The following is a 14,401-nucleotide window of genomic DNA, read 5'->3' as shown; positions in this document are numbered from 1 at the left end:
CGTTGAATCAATGTCTCAGCAAAGACGGATCGATGTTATTTCGCAGCACCCTCACCGCTCTTTCGAGCCTGCGGCACGATGTGCAGCGCCGGCGCCTCCGCCGGCGAAGCGCCTTCCACCATGACGGTGTTGCGGCCGTTGACCTTGGCGGCATAAAGCTGCTTGTCGGCCCGGGCGATGGCATCGTGCGGCGAGTGATCGCCGCGCGCCACCGCAGCGACACCAAAACTTGCGGTGATCTGGCGATGGAAACCGAGGTCGCTCCAGTCCCGCGCCGCGAGGTTGAGGCGCAGCAGATTGGCCAGTGCGCCGGCTTCTGCGAGGCTATGCTCGGGCAGAAGCACAACGAATTCCTCACCGCCGAAACGGGCAATCGAGACGCCCGCCGGCAGATGTCGGCTCAGAAGCTCGGCAAGGCCGGCAATCACCCGGTCGCCGGTCGCATGGCCATAGGTGTCGTTGATGCGTTTGAAGTGGTCGATATCGCAGATGATGGCGGCGCCCGATTGACGCCAGTCGGCATCGAGATTTGCGATGACCCGCTCGAAGCCGCGGCGATTGAGGAGGCTTGTCAGCGGGTCCTTCTCTGCGGCATCGCGATAATAAAGAATGACGTCAAGCGCGACGCCGGCAAGCGCCGTCAGCCCCAGGACGAGGCCCAGCACGCTTGCCGTAACCTGCATCAGGAAGGCATAATCGGAGGCAAGGAAATCCTCGAAGCTATCGGTCGCATCGGTGATCAGGAAAATCGCAAGACGCGTCAGCGTTTCCAGAACGATGAGCCCTATGACGACGAGCAGAGCCTTGTCGATCATCAGGCGGGCCTTGGGCGCCGAAACGACAAGCGGGAAAGCCAAGAGCAGGATGCAGGCAATGTCGGAAAGCAGCAACTCGGCCCGCAGGCTGTGCTCGACGAAGATCGCATAGGAGATGGCGGCGAAAACCGCTACGGCAAAGCCCGCCCGCAATGCACCATACCGCTTCGCCTCGAACCGCCGCAGCAAGGCTTCTCCGTAGAAATAGAAGCCCGCCAGGAACAGCACGTTGCTGATCGCGGCCTGATAGGGAAACGGCAGGCGAGAGAAGATAATCGGCGTAGCGAATGCAAGCGAAACCAGCAGGAACGCCCATCCCCACGACAGCGCCGGCTGGGCACGCCAGCGGCCAATGATCATGAAGCTGCAGCCGAATGCCAGCATGATAAAGGGCAGCAGATAAGCGAAATTATCCGTTTCCATCTTTTCCCTGCTGTCAACGCGGTCAACGAGATACGGCAATACTTGAAAGGCAGCCTAGGGATAAAACATTAAAAAACCTGCACCCGCCTGACCGGCCGGGCACTGGCCGCCGCCGGAAAATCCGGCAGCGGCAGTGATCAGGCAGCATCATCGACCACGGTGGAAACGGGCACGTAGTTCAGGACCGGCCCCAGCCAGCGCTCCACTTCGGGGAGCGGCATGCCCTTGCGGGCGGCATAATCCTCCACCTGATCACGCTCCACCTTGGCCACGCCGAAATAGTAGCTGGCGGGATGGCCGATATAGAGGCCGGAAACGGACGAGCCGGGCCACATGGCATAACTTTCCGTCAGCGTGACACCCGTCGCCGCCTGGGCGTCGAGCAGCCGGAACAACGTTTCCTTTTCGGTGTGGTCCGGCTGGGCCGGATAACCGGGCGCCGGGCGGATGCCGGCATAGGATTCTGTCACCAGTTCTTCGGCGGTAAAATTCTCGTCCGGTGCATAACCCCAGAATTCGCGACGCACGCGTTCGTGCATCCGCTCGGCGAAAGCCTCGGCGAAGCGGTCGGCAAGCGCCTTGACGAGAATCGACGAATAGTCGTCGTTCGCCCGCTCGAAACGTTCGGCGATCGCAACTTCCTCAATGCCGGCCGTGACGACGAAACCGCCGACATAATCCCGCACGCCGCTTTCGACCGGCGCGACGAAATCCGACAGGGCGACATTCGGCCGGCCATCGCGTTTGGAAAGCTGCTGGCGCAGCGTGTAGAAGGTGGCAAGCTCCACTGAGCGGCTTTCATCCGCAAACAGACGGATATCGTCACCGACAGCACCGGCCGGCCAGAAGCCGACGACGGCGCGCGGGCGGAACCAGTTTTCCTCGATGATCTTCGCCAGCATGGCCTGCGCATCGGCATAAAGCTGGCGGGCCGCCTCGCCCTGCTTTTCGTCGTCGAGGATCGCCGGGAAGCGACCCTTCAGCTCCCATGTCTGGAAGAACGGCGTCCAGTCGATGTAGCGCGCCAGTTCGGCCAGGTCGTAGCTTTCGAAGATGCGGGTGCCGAGGAACTGCGGCGGCGTCGGCTTGTAGGCAGCCCAATCGACCTTTTCGGCGTTTTCACGCGCCCGGGAGAGCGGCAGGCGCACCTTCTCCGCTTCGTTGCGCGCATGCGCCGCCGCCACCTTGGCATATTCCGCCCGGATGGTCTCGATGTAGCCGTCGCGGCTGTCGGGCGAAAGCAGCGCCGAGACAACACCAACGGCACGTGAGGCGTCTGTCACATAGACCGCCTGCCCTTCCTTGTAACCCGGATGGATCTTCACGGCGGTATGCACCCGGCTGGTGGTCGCTCCACCAATCAGCAGCGGAATGTAGAAGCCTTGCCGCTCCATCTCGGCGGCGACATGCACCATCTCGTCGAGCGACGGGGTGATCAGTCCCGACAGGCCGATGATATCGACCTTCTCGGCCACCGCCGTCTCGAGGATCTTCGTTGCCGGCACCATGACGCCGAGGTCGATGATCTCGTAATTGTTGCAGGCGAGCACGACGCCGACGATGTTCTTGCCGATATCGTGGACATCACCCTTCACCGTCGCCATCAGCACCTTGCCGGCCGACTGGCGTTCGCTGCCGCCATTCTGGCGCTTCTCCTCTTCCATGAACGGCAAGAGCACGGCAACGGCCTGCTTCATCACGCGGGCGGACTTCACCACCTGCGGCAGGAACATCTTGCCGGCGCCGAACAGGTCGCCGACGACGTTCATGCCGGCCATCAGTGGTCCCTCGATGACATGCAGCGGCCGTTCGGCGGCAAGGCGCGCCTCGTCGGTATCGGCCTCGATATATTCGGTGATGCCGTTGACCAGCGCATGTTCGAGGCGTTTCGCCACCGGCCATTCGCGCCAGGCAAGATCCTGCGCCTTGGCTTCGCGCGTACCCGCGCCACGAAAACGTTCGGCGACTTCGAGCAGACGTTCCGTGGCATCGGCGCGGCGGTTCAGCACCACGTCTTCGCAGGCCTCGCGCAGCTCCGGGTCGATGGTGTCGTAGACGGCCAGCTGCCCGGCATTGACGATGCCCATGTCCATGCCGACCTGGATGCAGTGGTAGAGGAACACGGCATGCATCGCCTCGCGCACCGGCTCGTTGCCGCGGAAGGAGAAGGACAGGTTGGACACGCCGCCGGAAATATGGACGAGCGGCATCGTCTCGCGGATCGTGCGGGTCGCCTCGATGAAGTCGACGCCGTAATTGTTGTGCTCCTCGATGCCGGTCGCTACGGCAAAGATGTTGGGATCGAAAATGATGTCTTCCGGCGCCAGCCCCGCCTCTTCCGTCAGAAGCTTGTAGGCGCGGCTGCAAATCTCCACCTTGCGGGCATAGGTATCCGCCTGCCCCGTCTCGTCGAAGGCCATGACGACGACGGCGGCACCATAATTACGCACCAGCCGCGCCTGCTTCAGAAACGCCTCTTCGCCTTCCTTCAGCGAGATCGAGTTGACGATCGGCTTGCCCTGCACGCATTTCAGCCCGGCCTCGATGATCGAAAACTTCGAGCTATCGATCATCACAGGCACGCGGGCGATATCCGGCTCGGCGGCAATCAGGTTGAGGAACTCGACCATCGCCTTTTCGGAATCGATCAGCCCCTCGTCCATGTTGATGTCGATGACCTGTGCGCCGCTTTCCACCTGGTCGCGGGCGACGTCGAGGGCCGCGGTATAGTCGGCATTGGTGATCAGCTTGCGGAATTTCGCCGAGCCGGTGACGTTGGTGCGCTCGCCAACATTGACGAAAGGAATATCCTTGGTGAGCTCGAAGGGTTCGAGGCCGGAGAGCGACATGAACGGCCGGTGTTCCGGAACCTGCCGGGGTTTGCGGCCGGCCACCGCCTCGGCAATGGCGCGGATATGTTCGGGCGTCGAGCCGCAGCAGCCGCCGACGACGTTGACGAGCCCATCGGCAGCAAACCCCTCGATCTGCCGTGCCATATCGTCGGGGCTTTCGTCATACTTGCCGAACTCGTTCGGCAGGCCGGCATTCGGATAGGCGCAGACGAAAGTGTCGGCGACGCCCGACAGTTCCTGCAGGTGCGGCCGCATGGCATCGGCGCCCAGCGCGCAGTTGAGGCCGATGGTGAACGGGTTGGCATGCCGAACCGAATTCCAGAAGGCCGAGGGCGTCTGGCCGGAGAGCGTGCGGCCGGAAAGGTCGGTGATCGTGCCTGAGATCATCACCGGCAGGCGGATGCCCTTTGCCGCAAAACGTTCTTCGCAGGCGAAGATCGCCGCCTTGGCGTTCAGCGTGTCGAAGATCGTTTCGATGAGAATGATATCGGCGCCGCCGTCGATCAGCCCGTCGAGCTGTTCGCCATAAGCAAGCCGCAGATCATCGAAGGTGACGGCGCGGTAGCCGGGATTGTTGACATCAGGGGAGATCGAGGCGATGCGGTTGGTCGGGCCGATGGCGCCGGCGACGAAACGGCGCTTGCCGTCCTCACGCTCCGCCCGCATCGCCGCCCGCCGGACGAGCATCGCGCCGTCGCGATTGAGGTCGTAGACCGCCTTCTCCATCTCGTAATCCGCCTGGGCGATACTGGTCGAGGAAAAGGTATTGGTCTCGAGGATGTCGGCGCCGGCCTTGGCGTAACGATAATGGATTTCCTCGATGGCATCCGGCTGGGTCAGGATCAGCAGGTCGTTGTTGCCCTGCTGGTGGCAGGCGCAACCGATGAATCGCTCGCCGCGAAAATGCTCCTCCTGGAAACCCAGACCCTGGATCTGCGTGCCCATAGCGCCATCGAGGATGAGAATCCGCTCGCGGGCTGCCTGGCGCAGTGCCTGCATGATGTCTGCGCCGTCACGCTTCTTCGTCGGCTCGAACAGATGGTCAAACATGGCATACCTCGCTTCTCGAATGAGGTCGGAAAATCACATAAAGATATCTTTATGTCAACATATCTATATATCTACAACAGAATTTCATTCTTGGCTTCGTTGCGAGGGCAGATGACATTGCCGGAGCGGCCAGCTATAGGCATTCAAACGATTAGCATCGGGACGGCACGGGAGGGCTTCGATGACGGACAAGGCGCAGGCGGCGAACGCAACGGCAAAATGGACCGAGCGTCCCTATCATCGCCGCTGGCTCTGGCAGCAGGCCGATGGACTTTTCGATTTCTTCCAGCACCAGGCCGTCAATGCCAAGGGCGGCTTCAACGATCTCGACAAGGCCGGCAAGCCGTTGAACCCGGAAGGCCAGGTGCGCGGCATCCATTCGACGGCACGCATGATCCACTGCTTTGCCATCGGCAGCCTTCTCGGCCGGCCGGGTGCCGACGACATCGTCGACCACGGCATGTCCTATCTCTGGGACCGTCATCGCGACGGCAAGAACGGCGGCTACTTCTGGACCCTCGGCAACGACGGACCGGCCGATTCGAGCAAGCAGGGTTACGGCCATGCCTTCGTGCTGCTGGCTGCCTCATCCGCCAAGACCGTCGGCCACCCGCTTGCCGACCGGATGCTGGCCGACGTCACCGAAATCCTCAATGAAAAATTCTGGGAACCGCATCACGGCGCCATCGCCGAAGAGTTCAACGCCGACTGGTCACCGATCGACGGTGGCAGTTATCGCGGCCAGAATTCCAACATGCACCTGACCGAAGCGCTGATGGCCGCTTTCGAGGTGACCGGCGAACGCGCCTATCTCGACAAGGCGGAAAGCATCGCCGACCTCGTCATTCGTCGCTCGGCCGGCTCGGTCGGCTGGCGTGTCGCTGAACATTTCGATCGCGACTGGACGCTCGACAAGAATTATCGCGGCAACGAGATGTTCCGCCCCTCGGGCACCACGCCCGGCCACTGGCTGGAATGGGCGCGCCTCGTGCTGCAGCTCTGGTCGCTCGGCGGCAAGCGCCACGACTGGATGCCGGAGGCGGCCAAGGGGCTGTTTTCGCAATCCATGGTGCTCGGCTGGGACGACAAAAAGGGCGGCTTCTTCTACACGCTCGATTGGGAGGACACCCCCGCCAAACGGGAAAAACTGTGGTGGCCGGTCTGCGAGGGCGCCGGTGCGGCGCACTTCCTCAACGAGCATGCCCCGAGCGCGTTCCACGAAACCAGCTACCGCAAGATCTGGAACAGCGTCGCCACGGCCTTCCTCGACCATGAAAACGGCGGCTGGCATGAGGAACTGACGGAAGACCTGAGGCCGGCAAACAGCATTTTCCCCGGCAAGGGCGACATCTACCACGCGCTGCAGGCCTGCCTTATCCCGCTCTATCCCGCGGAAGGCAGCCTGACGAAGATGATCCAGGAAACCGGCGGCAAGCTGTAATTCGGCCGCCGGAATACGTCGTTATATGGCGGGACGGATCTCCCTCCCGCCATCGGCAAAACAGCTGCGGCTCACTCCGCCCGCAGCTTCAACCCGTCATGATCCTTGCCGAGCAAGGCCGACAGAGCCTCGACCACCATATTGTGGTCCTCGCGCTGCGGCAGCCCCGAAACGGTAACGGCGCCGATGCAGCCGGTGCCACGGACGTTGATGGGGAACGAACCGCCATGCGGCGCAAAATCCGCCTCCGACAGGCCGTTATCCTCCACCGTCTTGCCCTGCTTCTTCAGCTGCAAGCCACAGGCGTAGCTGCTCTTGAAATAGCGCAGCACCAGGTTGCGCTTGCGCCGGATCCAGTTGGCATTGTCCGGCGTCGAGCCCGGCAGCGCCGCATAAAACACCGGCATCGAATGCAAGGTGACATCGATGGCGACACCGAGGCCGCGTTCCACCGCCATGTCGCGCAGATGCTTGCCGAGGCGCCAGCCGGACCGCAGGTCGAAATGGTCGAAGTGGAGGATCTCCTCCTGCTCGGCAATATCCTTCAAGTCCTGGTCGATCGTCATGCTGCTCAACTCTCCTTTTCTCCACCCGCCCCCAGAGCGGTCGGCGAAAATCATCGTGAACAGGTGAAAATGTAAAGCGGAATCTAGCAGTACCCTCAGGAACGATGCTGCCAGCTCTCCACCGTCGCCGTCAAAGGCCGGTTCCGCGTGTCATCCAGCATCTGGTAGGCGGCAACGCTGCCGAGAATGAGCGCCCAGATGATCAAAGCTTGCAGTGTAAGGATCGGTTCGTGCGCCATGTCAGCACCCTCGCAAACAATGTGATGAGGCGATCATCGCGCCGATTGTTCACTTTCGATAGACCAGTTTCGGTGAACACTGCTTCCAGAAGTGAACGACCTCTTCTTGCAACCCGCATTGAAAAAAGCGGATCGATTTCCGGACTCGTGCGTTTCTTATGGGCAAATCCAAGGAGGATCTCATGATCAATGCATCGCAGATCAAGGAACATGCGGAAATCATCGGCGCCGACGGCGTTCATGTCGGCACCGTCGACCGCGTCGAAGGCAACCGCATCAAGCTGACGAAAAGGGATAGCGGCGAAGGCTCCCACAAAGGCCACCATCACTTCATCCCGCTGGATCTGGTTGCCGACGTGGCAGGCAATCGTGTTCGCCTGTCCGCCAACGGCGCGGTGGCGTTCCAGATGGAACAGGAAAAAGACGGCAAGATGCAGCACTAAGTTGGTGCGCTAAAGACAAACAAAATCCGTCGCAAAGCCGTTCGCGAGGCCGACTTTGCGACGCTTCCATATCAAGAGCTAGATCGGCTGGCCCACATCGATGCGGTTGCCGTCAGGATCTTCGAAAACGAAGGCCCGCAAGCCATAATCCTTGTCCTGCAGGCTTTTGATGATCCTCAGGCCATGTTGCTGGCACAAGGCATGCAAGGCATCGACATCATCGACCATCATGTGCGCAACGTTAAAATGCGCCTGCTTGTGCTGTGGCTGGAGCGTCAGATGCAGTTCGCCAGCATCCCGCTTCAGGATCATGAAGCCGACGGGATTGCCGTTCTCGAACGTCTTTCTGAAGCCAAGCACATTGCAATAAAAATCATGTGCCCTGATCATATCCTTGACGGGCAGCATCACTGCAATTCGCCCGAACTTGACACCATTTTCGGCGATATCGTTCATCGCACAACCTCTCATCCGTGAAGTCGCAGTCACGCTCCAGACGGTGCTTGGTTGGCCATGATGCGTTTCGTTGCTGGAAAACAGGACGGTGCCCGCAAACGCACGTTAACCTATCGATCGCGCTGGGAAAATGGGTGAAGTAAAATTCCGCCAAAAGAAAACCCCGCCTCACAAACGCCAGGCGGGGTTCCTTTGATGCGATCAGCCGGATCAGATTTCCGGGCAGCCGCGCCGGTTGGCAAAGGTCATCCGTTCCGGCCCGGCACGCGTCATCCCTTCGATGACGATTCGACGCTCCGTGACGCGCACGATCTCGGCCCGGCGAAGGCCGGCGTCGCGCGCCAGCGAGCGCGCATATTCGGGATTGCAGCCGCGGCGGCGATCACGATCGAGATCGTCTTCGCGATCCCGGTCGCGAATGCGCGGCTGGATGCCGTCCGGCCCGATCTCCAGTTCGATATCCTGCGCGAAACTCTGACTTGCCGGAACGACGAAGGCGCCAATGCTGATGACAGCGGCCAGACCGCATGTCGAAAGAAGCTTGAACATGATATCCTCCAGTATCGCCTGGGCCACAACCCGTTTGCGGCCCCGAGGCCTTGCTTGGAAATTCCGGACTGCAAACGAAAAACCGCGCGATATTGTTCCATGAGCAGACGCTGCAATTCATGACATCCGGGCCTTCCGCGCGGAACATTTTTCCGCGCGCGGTGTTCGATGTCGGGTAGAAATCCCGAGGAGGAAGTGATGCAACAGCAAGAACGTCCCGAAGCCAGCCAGATCGTCTGGCTCATTCCCGTCGATCTGCATATTGAAGGACAGGGACACCGCATCCTGCGCGGCCCTTGCGACGCGCTGTGCTACCTGGTTCACGAATGGTCCAGCATTCACGGCCTCTATTACGAACGGGCAAAACAAAGCTGCATCGAAGCCCTGCACCATACCCGCGGCGTGGAAGAAGCCCGCAGGGATGTTCTCTCCGCCGTCGAGCACAGTGTGGACCAGACCAGCCACTAGAGCATTTCCAGCCGAAGCGGAATCGCTTCGGCGGAACGGCACGCCCGCCTTGACAACCGTCTCGCGATGACGGAGGCCGAGGCGTGTCAGACGACCGGGAGACCGCCATGCCGCAGACCATGCTCACCCTTTCCACCCGGGGCCAGGGACTCTACGAATTCACGGAGAAGGCCGCCGCCTTCGTCGCGGGGGCAGGACAGGAAGAAGGCCTGCTGACGCTTTTCGTCCAGCACACCTCGTGCTCGCTGCTGATCCAGGAAAATGCGGATCCGGACGTGAAGCATGACCTGAAGGCCTTTTTCGCCCGCATCGTGCCGCCAACCTCGGATCCTGCCATGGGCTGGGTCACCCATCGGGACGAAGGACCGGATGACATGCCGGCACACATCAAATCCGCACTGACGCAGGTTTCCATCGGCATTCCGGTCAGCGGTGGCCGGCTCGCACTCGGCACATGGCAGGGCCTATACCTCTTCGAACACCGCGACCGCCCGCATCGTCGCAACATCATCCTCCACCTCGGCGCCTGATCCGGACCGGATAAACGCAGGATGAACACCCGGTTCCGGGGGCATTCAGTTTCGCCGGCCTATTCTCCAACTCACAATGAAGATCCCGATCACATCAGGGGTCTCGAGGATGGAGAGTTGACATGCCGGTATTATCCGCCAAGACAGGCTTGGCGTTGGTGATCGCGATCGGATCCGTCTGCCTCGGAACCGCCGCCGCGGCCCAGGAAAGCAGCCGCTGGATCGGCATGGTCCTGCCGGGCTTTACTGCCGAGGGCGCCGTCGTCGCCGACCAGCCACGCACCGGGCCTCACCTGGAACGCCGGCGCGGCATCCGTCGCAACTGCTCACCGGAACAGGCCGTCGACCAGGCCCGCGGCCAGGGCCTGCGCCAGGCGGAGATCACCGGCATGGGCCGCCGCCGCATCGTCGTCGAAGGACGCGGCCTCTATGGCTGGGGACGCATGGTTTTCGCCAACATGCCCGGCTGCCCGCTCATCGCCCGTTAACCATCATCGTGAATTTTAGCCGCCGATCGCCGTGTTTCGCCACGATCGCAGCCTAACCAGCAACCATTCCAACCACGGAGGATATCATGTTCAAAATCATCACCAAGACCGGTCTCGCAGCCCTGATCGCCGCCGGCACACTGACCGGCGCCTTCGGCGTCGCATCCGCCGCCGAAGGCTTCCGTGTGACGATCGGTACCGAAATCGCACAGGAAGACTACTACAGCCGCCGCCCGGATCGCCGCCGCGGCTGCTCGCCCCGCCTGGCTGAAGACATTGCCCGCGACTACGGCATGCGCCGCACCCAGGTCGTCGACGTGACTCCGCGCCGCGTCGTCGTCGAAGGCCGCGTTCGCGGCGGCTGGGACCGCATGGTTTTCGCCAATGTCCGCGGCTGCCCGCTCCTGCGTCGCTAAAGCGGCCCCAGGACCGTTGAGCTGAGGCGCGCAAACCCTCGGCCGATGACGGCAAAACGCCAACCGGCCGCAATTCTTGCGTCCGCCTTCCGCCCGGTGGACGGATGCAAGACGCCCCTCGCCCGACCCGTCAGAGGTTCGAGCGGGGGGCGCTTCTTTTTGTCTTACTGTTCCAGCGCGAAGGTGACGTTGACCGTTACCGAATAGCTGTTTTCGCCGGCTGCCATCGGAACGGAGGCATCGGACATTTCTTTCGCCATCGCCGCGGCGCGGTACAGCGGCTGCGGTGCACGCGGCATCGATTCGGAAATCTCGACGATGCGGCCAAGCTTGACCCCGGCGGCTTCCGTCAGCACCTTTGCCTTGTCGAGCGCATCGGCAACGGCCGCCTTGCGGGCTTCGGTGATCAGCGGCTGCGGCTTGTCGTTGGTGAAGGCGACATCGCCGCCCTGGTTGACGCCGAGCGTCACCGCCTGGTCGATGACGGCACCGAGCTTGGTCAGGTCTCGCACGCGCACGGTGAGCGTGTTCGTTGCCTGGTAGCCGATCAGCTCCGGCGGCAGCGCCCGGCCGCCGGTATCGGTCGGGTAATTGAATTGCGGCATGATGCCGAAACCGGAGGTCTGCAGGTCGCGATCGGCGATGCCCGACTGTTTCAGTGCCGACAGCACGTCGCCCATCGCCTTGTTGTTGTCATCGAGCGCCTCGCGGGCGGTCTTTGCCTGTCGAACGACGCTGAGGCTGATCAGCGCCGTATCCGGCACGGCTTTCGCCTCGCCTTCGCCGGAGACCACAATGGTCGCTTCGCGACGCTGCTGGTTATCCTCGGCCCGGGCAACGCCCGCCGCCGCCAGCATTGAAAGGCCGAGAAAGGCGATCGCGGCAAAATCCGCAGTTTTCCGAAGGCGCATGGTCGATCCTCATGGTTGGTGTTGCATTGGCTTCTTGTCTTTTGATTGTGAAGGGAATGCGGCAAGCGCTTGTGGAGAACGGCAAATTACGCTAGAGCGAAGGCCGCTCGCGGGGAAGCCATTGTCCCTGCAGCACAAAGCCGGACCCATCCGGCCGGGGCCTGTAGCTCAATGGTTAGAGCCGGCGGCTCATAACCGCTTGGTTGGGGGTTCGAGTCCCTCCGGGCCCACCATTTCGTTTAAAATCAATGACTTAGATAGTGGTTTTTCTTGGGGAGACATCCAAGGGGAACATTGGTTTGTTCAATCCGGCCTATCTCGTGAAGTCACGATGCGGTGTTTTCTACCTGCGTTGGCCTCTACCGAAGCAGCTACATCCACAGAAAAAAGCATCCACGCTCAAGCTTTCGCTACAGACCCGCGACCCACGAAAGGCATTGCGCTTGTCCCGCTCTCTGAGCCAGATAGGCGAACGATTGAACGAGTATGGAATTGCCCACGGGATGCGGTACGAGGTTGGACGAAGCTAAGACAGAGATGAACGATGCGGGGCCTCTGAGCGAGCTTGACCGGCAGATTTACGAGACCAGCAAGCTTGTCGCCAAGCAGGCAAGGAAAACAGATGCCCCGCTGTCCCTCGTCAAATCCGACGACGATCTATTGGCCCGCTTCATCGAGAAATACGACCTAGACATACAGGAAGGCAGTTCGGAATACGGTTGGTTAGACCGAGAAATGAAGCTGTCCTTCCATGGCTTTACGAAGGCCGTCCTTGCCTACGATAAGTCGCTGCGGCGTTATGATTTCGCAAGCGGCCCAATGTCGCCTACCGGTGACATTCTGCGATCAACGAAAACTGGGGGTATGAACATTGCCGACGTTGCCGCCGCCTACAGCAAAGAAAGACAGCGCGGCGATGCATGGGCCGCAAAGACCATCATCGAGAAAGCGGACCACATCAAGCTACTAGAGGAGATCCTTGGCGGGGATACGGACGTACGCAGAATCACGGCTATGGAAGCCAAGCGGGTGAAAGACACTCTACTTTCTTACCCGCGCAACCGCTCAAAAAACCCGCTTACGCGAGGCAGACCGCTTGCCGACGTTCTAAATCTTCCCAATGTCGAGATTATACAGGTCGCGACCATCAACAAGTACCTGCAAACCTACCACGAGCTGTTCGAGTGGGCGAAACAGAACCATCATACAAATGATAACTTCTTCTCCGGCCTTACGGTCAAGCAGACCAAGAAAAGCAAAGACGGCGACCGGGACGCTTACACAGACGACCAAATCCGCCTGATATTGCGAGCCGTCCTGCAGAATGACGACGGACTAGTTTCCAAGCCCTACCAGAAATGGGCGACCCTCATCGGCATCTACACAGGGGCCCGACTAGGCGAGATCGCGCAGCTACATCTCAAGGACATTCGTCAAGAGAACGGCATATGGGTCTTTGACATGAATGAGGAAGGCGACCGTAAGAGCCTAAAGACGTCTGCCGCTCGTCGTCTTGTGCCAATACACAGCAAGCTTATCGAGGCGGGGCTGCTCGGCTACGTACAGGCCATGAGCGACAAAAAGGCTAGTAAGCTCTTCCCCGACTTCACCTACGATCCGAAGAACGGATGGGGACGTCACCAAAGCCGATGGTTCAACAACACCTTGCTGGTGAAGCTAGGGTTGAAGACTAAGACCCGTGTCTTTCACAGCCTACGACATACGGTCAATACCCGCCTATTGCAGGCTGGGGTGGCTGATCCGTTGGTAAAGTCTATCATCGGCCACGAGCAAGATGGCATGACCCACCGACAATATTTCAAGGAAGGCTTCACGTTGCAGCAACGCAGCGAGGCGATGCAGAAGCTCGACTATGGCATGCCAGCAACCTGAGCCTGCCATGCAGGATTGACAGTGATTCCCGAATGCGGGAAACAGCCCTTGGGGCCGTACGTGCGGCTTCAGGGGCGTAGTAACCCCTACAGCTAGGTATCGTGCTGCCAAATCAGCACCACTCTTCGACCTTATATGGTCGGGGAGCCTGCGGCGTATGTCCAGGTTCTCCGAACTAAAGGCCGTGGGGCCGTCGCTGTACGGTTACTAACTCCCCGATCACCAGAGGATCGAAGGGCTATTCGCGGGGACGAACCGCGCCTACCGCCCTTTGTACGGGGCTCAATTCATGTCAATATTCTTGATCGCCGCCGCCTGCTTTGCTGGCTTTATGTATTTTCGTTGGCGCGGTCCGGTTATCTATGAGGCGGCACGCAGCTATCTTTACCTTGAGGCGCTACGGGCTGGCGCAACTAACCATGAAGCCAATGACCTTGCCGCCCTTAAAGAGAAGGACGTTACCCACGTCATCGCACATCACGCGAAATTCCATCGCTGGAACGCCTACAGGAAACAGGTGCTGGGAAGCTACATCTGGCCGCAGATCGGCGAAGCCTATCGAAGAGGCATGTCCCCGCCGCTCTTACCCGACACCCTTTGGCAGACTGTCTACAATTGGTCGCGTAAGGAAAAGTACCCTTTTCCACCAGTGCTGAGAGCCAAGCTTATCGTCCGTGATGAGACACCATACGAAGCCTACTATTCGAACATATTGACGGCGCTGGCTGCACAGACCGGGATGGATTTCACATATCTAGCAGAGCTCGTTGGACGTATCGATGACGAAGGGTGCCGCAACGCGTTCAACAACCAAGTTCCGGCAACAGAGTGGGCAAACACCTTACACGATATGTACATCCG

Annotated in this window: 16 protein-coding genes and 1 tRNA gene; 10 read left to right on the top strand and 7 right to left on the bottom strand. The window is 60.4% G+C overall.

What is annotated here, in order from left to right:
- Positions 1-35: 35 nt before the first annotated feature.
- Both ACSQ3I_RS25490 and metH read right to left on the bottom strand, forming a co-directional pair.
- Positions 36-1,238 carry a diguanylate cyclase gene (locus tag ACSQ3I_RS25490; RefSeq protein WP_436003586.1) on the bottom strand — a complete coding sequence of 401 codons (1,203 nt, stop codon included), beginning with the start codon at positions 1,236-1,238 and terminating at the stop codon, positions 36-38.
- A gap of 137 nt (positions 1,239-1,375) precedes the next feature.
- The gene (metH, locus tag ACSQ3I_RS25485) at positions 1,376-5,140 is read right to left on the bottom strand and encodes a methionine synthase (protein ID WP_436003584.1); all 3,765 of its coding nucleotides are present in this window, start codon (positions 5,138-5,140) and stop codon (positions 1,376-1,378) included.
- A gap of 181 nt (positions 5,141-5,321) precedes the next feature.
- Between metH and ACSQ3I_RS25480 the strand changes: the two genes are divergently transcribed.
- The gene (locus ACSQ3I_RS25480; RefSeq protein ID WP_436003582.1) at positions 5,322-6,581 is read left to right on the top strand and encodes an AGE family epimerase/isomerase; all 1,260 of its coding nucleotides are present in this window, start codon (positions 5,322-5,324) and stop codon (positions 6,579-6,581) included.
- Between the two features lie 71 nt (positions 6,582-6,652).
- Here ACSQ3I_RS25480 and ACSQ3I_RS25475 read toward each other — a convergent pair whose 3' ends face one another.
- Complete coding sequence (locus ACSQ3I_RS25475; RefSeq protein WP_436003580.1) at positions 6,653-7,147, bottom strand: heme-degrading domain-containing protein; 495 nt, start codon at positions 7,145-7,147, stop codon at positions 6,653-6,655.
- 95 nt (positions 7,148-7,242) lie between these two features.
- On the bottom strand, positions 7,243-7,386 hold the full coding sequence (locus tag ACSQ3I_RS25470) for a hypothetical protein (RefSeq protein WP_436003578.1): 144 nt from the start codon (positions 7,384-7,386) through the stop codon (positions 7,243-7,245).
- Positions 7,387-7,568: 182 nt separating this feature from the next.
- Here ACSQ3I_RS25470 and ACSQ3I_RS25465 point away from each other — a divergent pair, with 182 nt between their 5' ends.
- The gene (locus ACSQ3I_RS25465; RefSeq protein ID WP_436003577.1) at positions 7,569-7,829 is read left to right on the top strand and encodes a DUF2171 domain-containing protein; all 261 of its coding nucleotides are present in this window, start codon (positions 7,569-7,571) and stop codon (positions 7,827-7,829) included.
- A gap of 78 nt (positions 7,830-7,907) precedes the next feature.
- Here the strand turns inward: ACSQ3I_RS25465 and ACSQ3I_RS25460 are convergent, their stop codons facing one another.
- Positions 7,908-8,285 carry a VOC family protein gene (locus tag ACSQ3I_RS25460; RefSeq protein WP_436003575.1) on the bottom strand — a complete coding sequence of 126 codons (378 nt, stop codon included), beginning with the start codon at positions 8,283-8,285 and terminating at the stop codon, positions 7,908-7,910.
- A 210-nt stretch (positions 8,286-8,495) separates the two neighbouring features.
- A complete protein-coding gene (locus ACSQ3I_RS25455; RefSeq protein ID WP_436003573.1) occupies positions 8,496-8,834 on the bottom strand; it encodes a hypothetical protein in 339 nt (112 codons plus the stop codon).
- 198 nt (positions 8,835-9,032) lie between these two features.
- Between ACSQ3I_RS25455 and ACSQ3I_RS25450 the strand changes: the two genes are divergently transcribed.
- The 4 genes from ACSQ3I_RS25450 (at position 9,033) to ACSQ3I_RS25435 (ending at position 10,736) form a co-directional block, all read left to right on the top strand.
- A complete protein-coding gene (locus ACSQ3I_RS25450) occupies positions 9,033-9,302 on the top strand; it encodes a DUF982 domain-containing protein (RefSeq protein WP_436003571.1) in 270 nt (89 codons plus the stop codon).
- Between the two features lie 107 nt (positions 9,303-9,409).
- Positions 9,410-9,832, top strand: a complete 423-nt coding sequence (locus ACSQ3I_RS25445; RefSeq protein ID WP_436003678.1) for a secondary thiamine-phosphate synthase enzyme YjbQ — start codon at positions 9,410-9,412, stop codon at positions 9,830-9,832.
- A 122-nt stretch (positions 9,833-9,954) separates the two neighbouring features.
- A complete protein-coding gene (locus tag ACSQ3I_RS25440; protein WP_436003569.1) occupies positions 9,955-10,320 on the top strand; it encodes a hypothetical protein in 366 nt (121 codons plus the stop codon).
- 86 nt (positions 10,321-10,406) lie between these two features.
- On the top strand, positions 10,407-10,736 hold the full coding sequence (locus tag ACSQ3I_RS25435) for a hypothetical protein (protein WP_436003567.1): 330 nt from the start codon (positions 10,407-10,409) through the stop codon (positions 10,734-10,736).
- A 164-nt stretch (positions 10,737-10,900) separates the two neighbouring features.
- On the opposite strand, the gene ACSQ3I_RS25430 is transcribed toward ACSQ3I_RS25435, so the two are convergent.
- Positions 10,901-11,647: an SIMPL domain-containing protein gene (locus ACSQ3I_RS25430; RefSeq protein ID WP_436003565.1), complete on the bottom strand. Its 747-nt coding sequence runs from the start codon at positions 11,645-11,647 to the stop codon at positions 10,901-10,903.
- A 157-nt stretch (positions 11,648-11,804) separates the two neighbouring features.
- Here ACSQ3I_RS25430 and ACSQ3I_RS25425 point away from each other — a divergent pair.
- The 4 genes from ACSQ3I_RS25425 to ACSQ3I_RS25410 all read left to right on the top strand — a co-directional run.
- A tRNA-Ile gene (locus tag ACSQ3I_RS25425) sits at positions 11,805-11,880 on the top strand.
- A 27-nt stretch (positions 11,881-11,907) separates the two neighbouring features.
- Positions 11,908-12,177, top strand: a complete 270-nt coding sequence (locus ACSQ3I_RS25420) for a DUF6538 domain-containing protein (protein WP_436003563.1) — start codon at positions 11,908-11,910, stop codon at positions 12,175-12,177.
- Positions 12,164-13,540 carry a site-specific integrase gene (locus tag ACSQ3I_RS25415; protein WP_436003561.1) on the top strand — a complete coding sequence of 459 codons (1,377 nt, stop codon included), beginning with the start codon at positions 12,164-12,166 and terminating at the stop codon, positions 13,538-13,540. The genes ACSQ3I_RS25420 and ACSQ3I_RS25415 overlap by 14 nt, the downstream gene beginning before the upstream one ends.
- Positions 13,541-13,829: 289 nt before the next feature.
- On the top strand, positions 13,830-14,401 hold a 572-nt coding region (locus ACSQ3I_RS25410; protein ID WP_436003559.1), incomplete at its 3' end, for a hypothetical protein.

It is taken from the genome of Rhizobium sp. LjRoot30 (genome assembly GCF_964253915.1).
Lineage (GTDB): Bacteria > Pseudomonadota > Alphaproteobacteria > Rhizobiales > Rhizobiaceae > Metarhizobium.
Note: the sequence above shows the minus strand (reverse complement) of the source record. Positions and strands in the feature narration are given on the sequence as shown.

Coding starts and splice junctions, on each gene's coding strand:
- ACSQ3I_RS25490 (WP_436003586.1), bottom strand. CDS start 1,238: ATGGAAACGGATAATTTCGCTTATCTGCTGCCCTTTATCATGCTGGCA.
- metH (WP_436003584.1), bottom strand. CDS start 5,140: ATGTTTGACCATCTGTTCGAGCCGACGAAGAAGCGTGACGGCGCAGAC.
- ACSQ3I_RS25480 (WP_436003582.1), top strand. CDS start 5,322: ATGACGGACAAGGCGCAGGCGGCGAACGCAACGGCAAAATGGACCGAG.
- ACSQ3I_RS25475 (WP_436003580.1), bottom strand. CDS start 7,147: ATGACGATCGACCAGGACTTGAAGGATATTGCCGAGCAGGAGGAGATC.
- ACSQ3I_RS25470 (WP_436003578.1), bottom strand. CDS start 7,386: ATGGCGCACGAACCGATCCTTACACTGCAAGCTTTGATCATCTGGGCG.
- ACSQ3I_RS25465 (WP_436003577.1), top strand. CDS start 7,569: ATGATCAATGCATCGCAGATCAAGGAACATGCGGAAATCATCGGCGCC.
- ACSQ3I_RS25460 (WP_436003575.1), bottom strand. CDS start 8,285: ATGAACGATATCGCCGAAAATGGTGTCAAGTTCGGGCGAATTGCAGTG.
- ACSQ3I_RS25455 (WP_436003573.1), bottom strand. CDS start 8,834: ATGTTCAAGCTTCTTTCGACATGCGGTCTGGCCGCTGTCATCAGCATT.
- ACSQ3I_RS25450 (WP_436003571.1), top strand. CDS start 9,033: ATGCAACAGCAAGAACGTCCCGAAGCCAGCCAGATCGTCTGGCTCATT.
- ACSQ3I_RS25445 (WP_436003678.1), top strand. CDS start 9,410: ATGCCGCAGACCATGCTCACCCTTTCCACCCGGGGCCAGGGACTCTAC.
- ACSQ3I_RS25440 (WP_436003569.1), top strand. CDS start 9,955: ATGCCGGTATTATCCGCCAAGACAGGCTTGGCGTTGGTGATCGCGATC.
- ACSQ3I_RS25435 (WP_436003567.1), top strand. CDS start 10,407: ATGTTCAAAATCATCACCAAGACCGGTCTCGCAGCCCTGATCGCCGCC.
- ACSQ3I_RS25430 (WP_436003565.1), bottom strand. CDS start 11,647: ATGCGCCTTCGGAAAACTGCGGATTTTGCCGCGATCGCCTTTCTCGGC.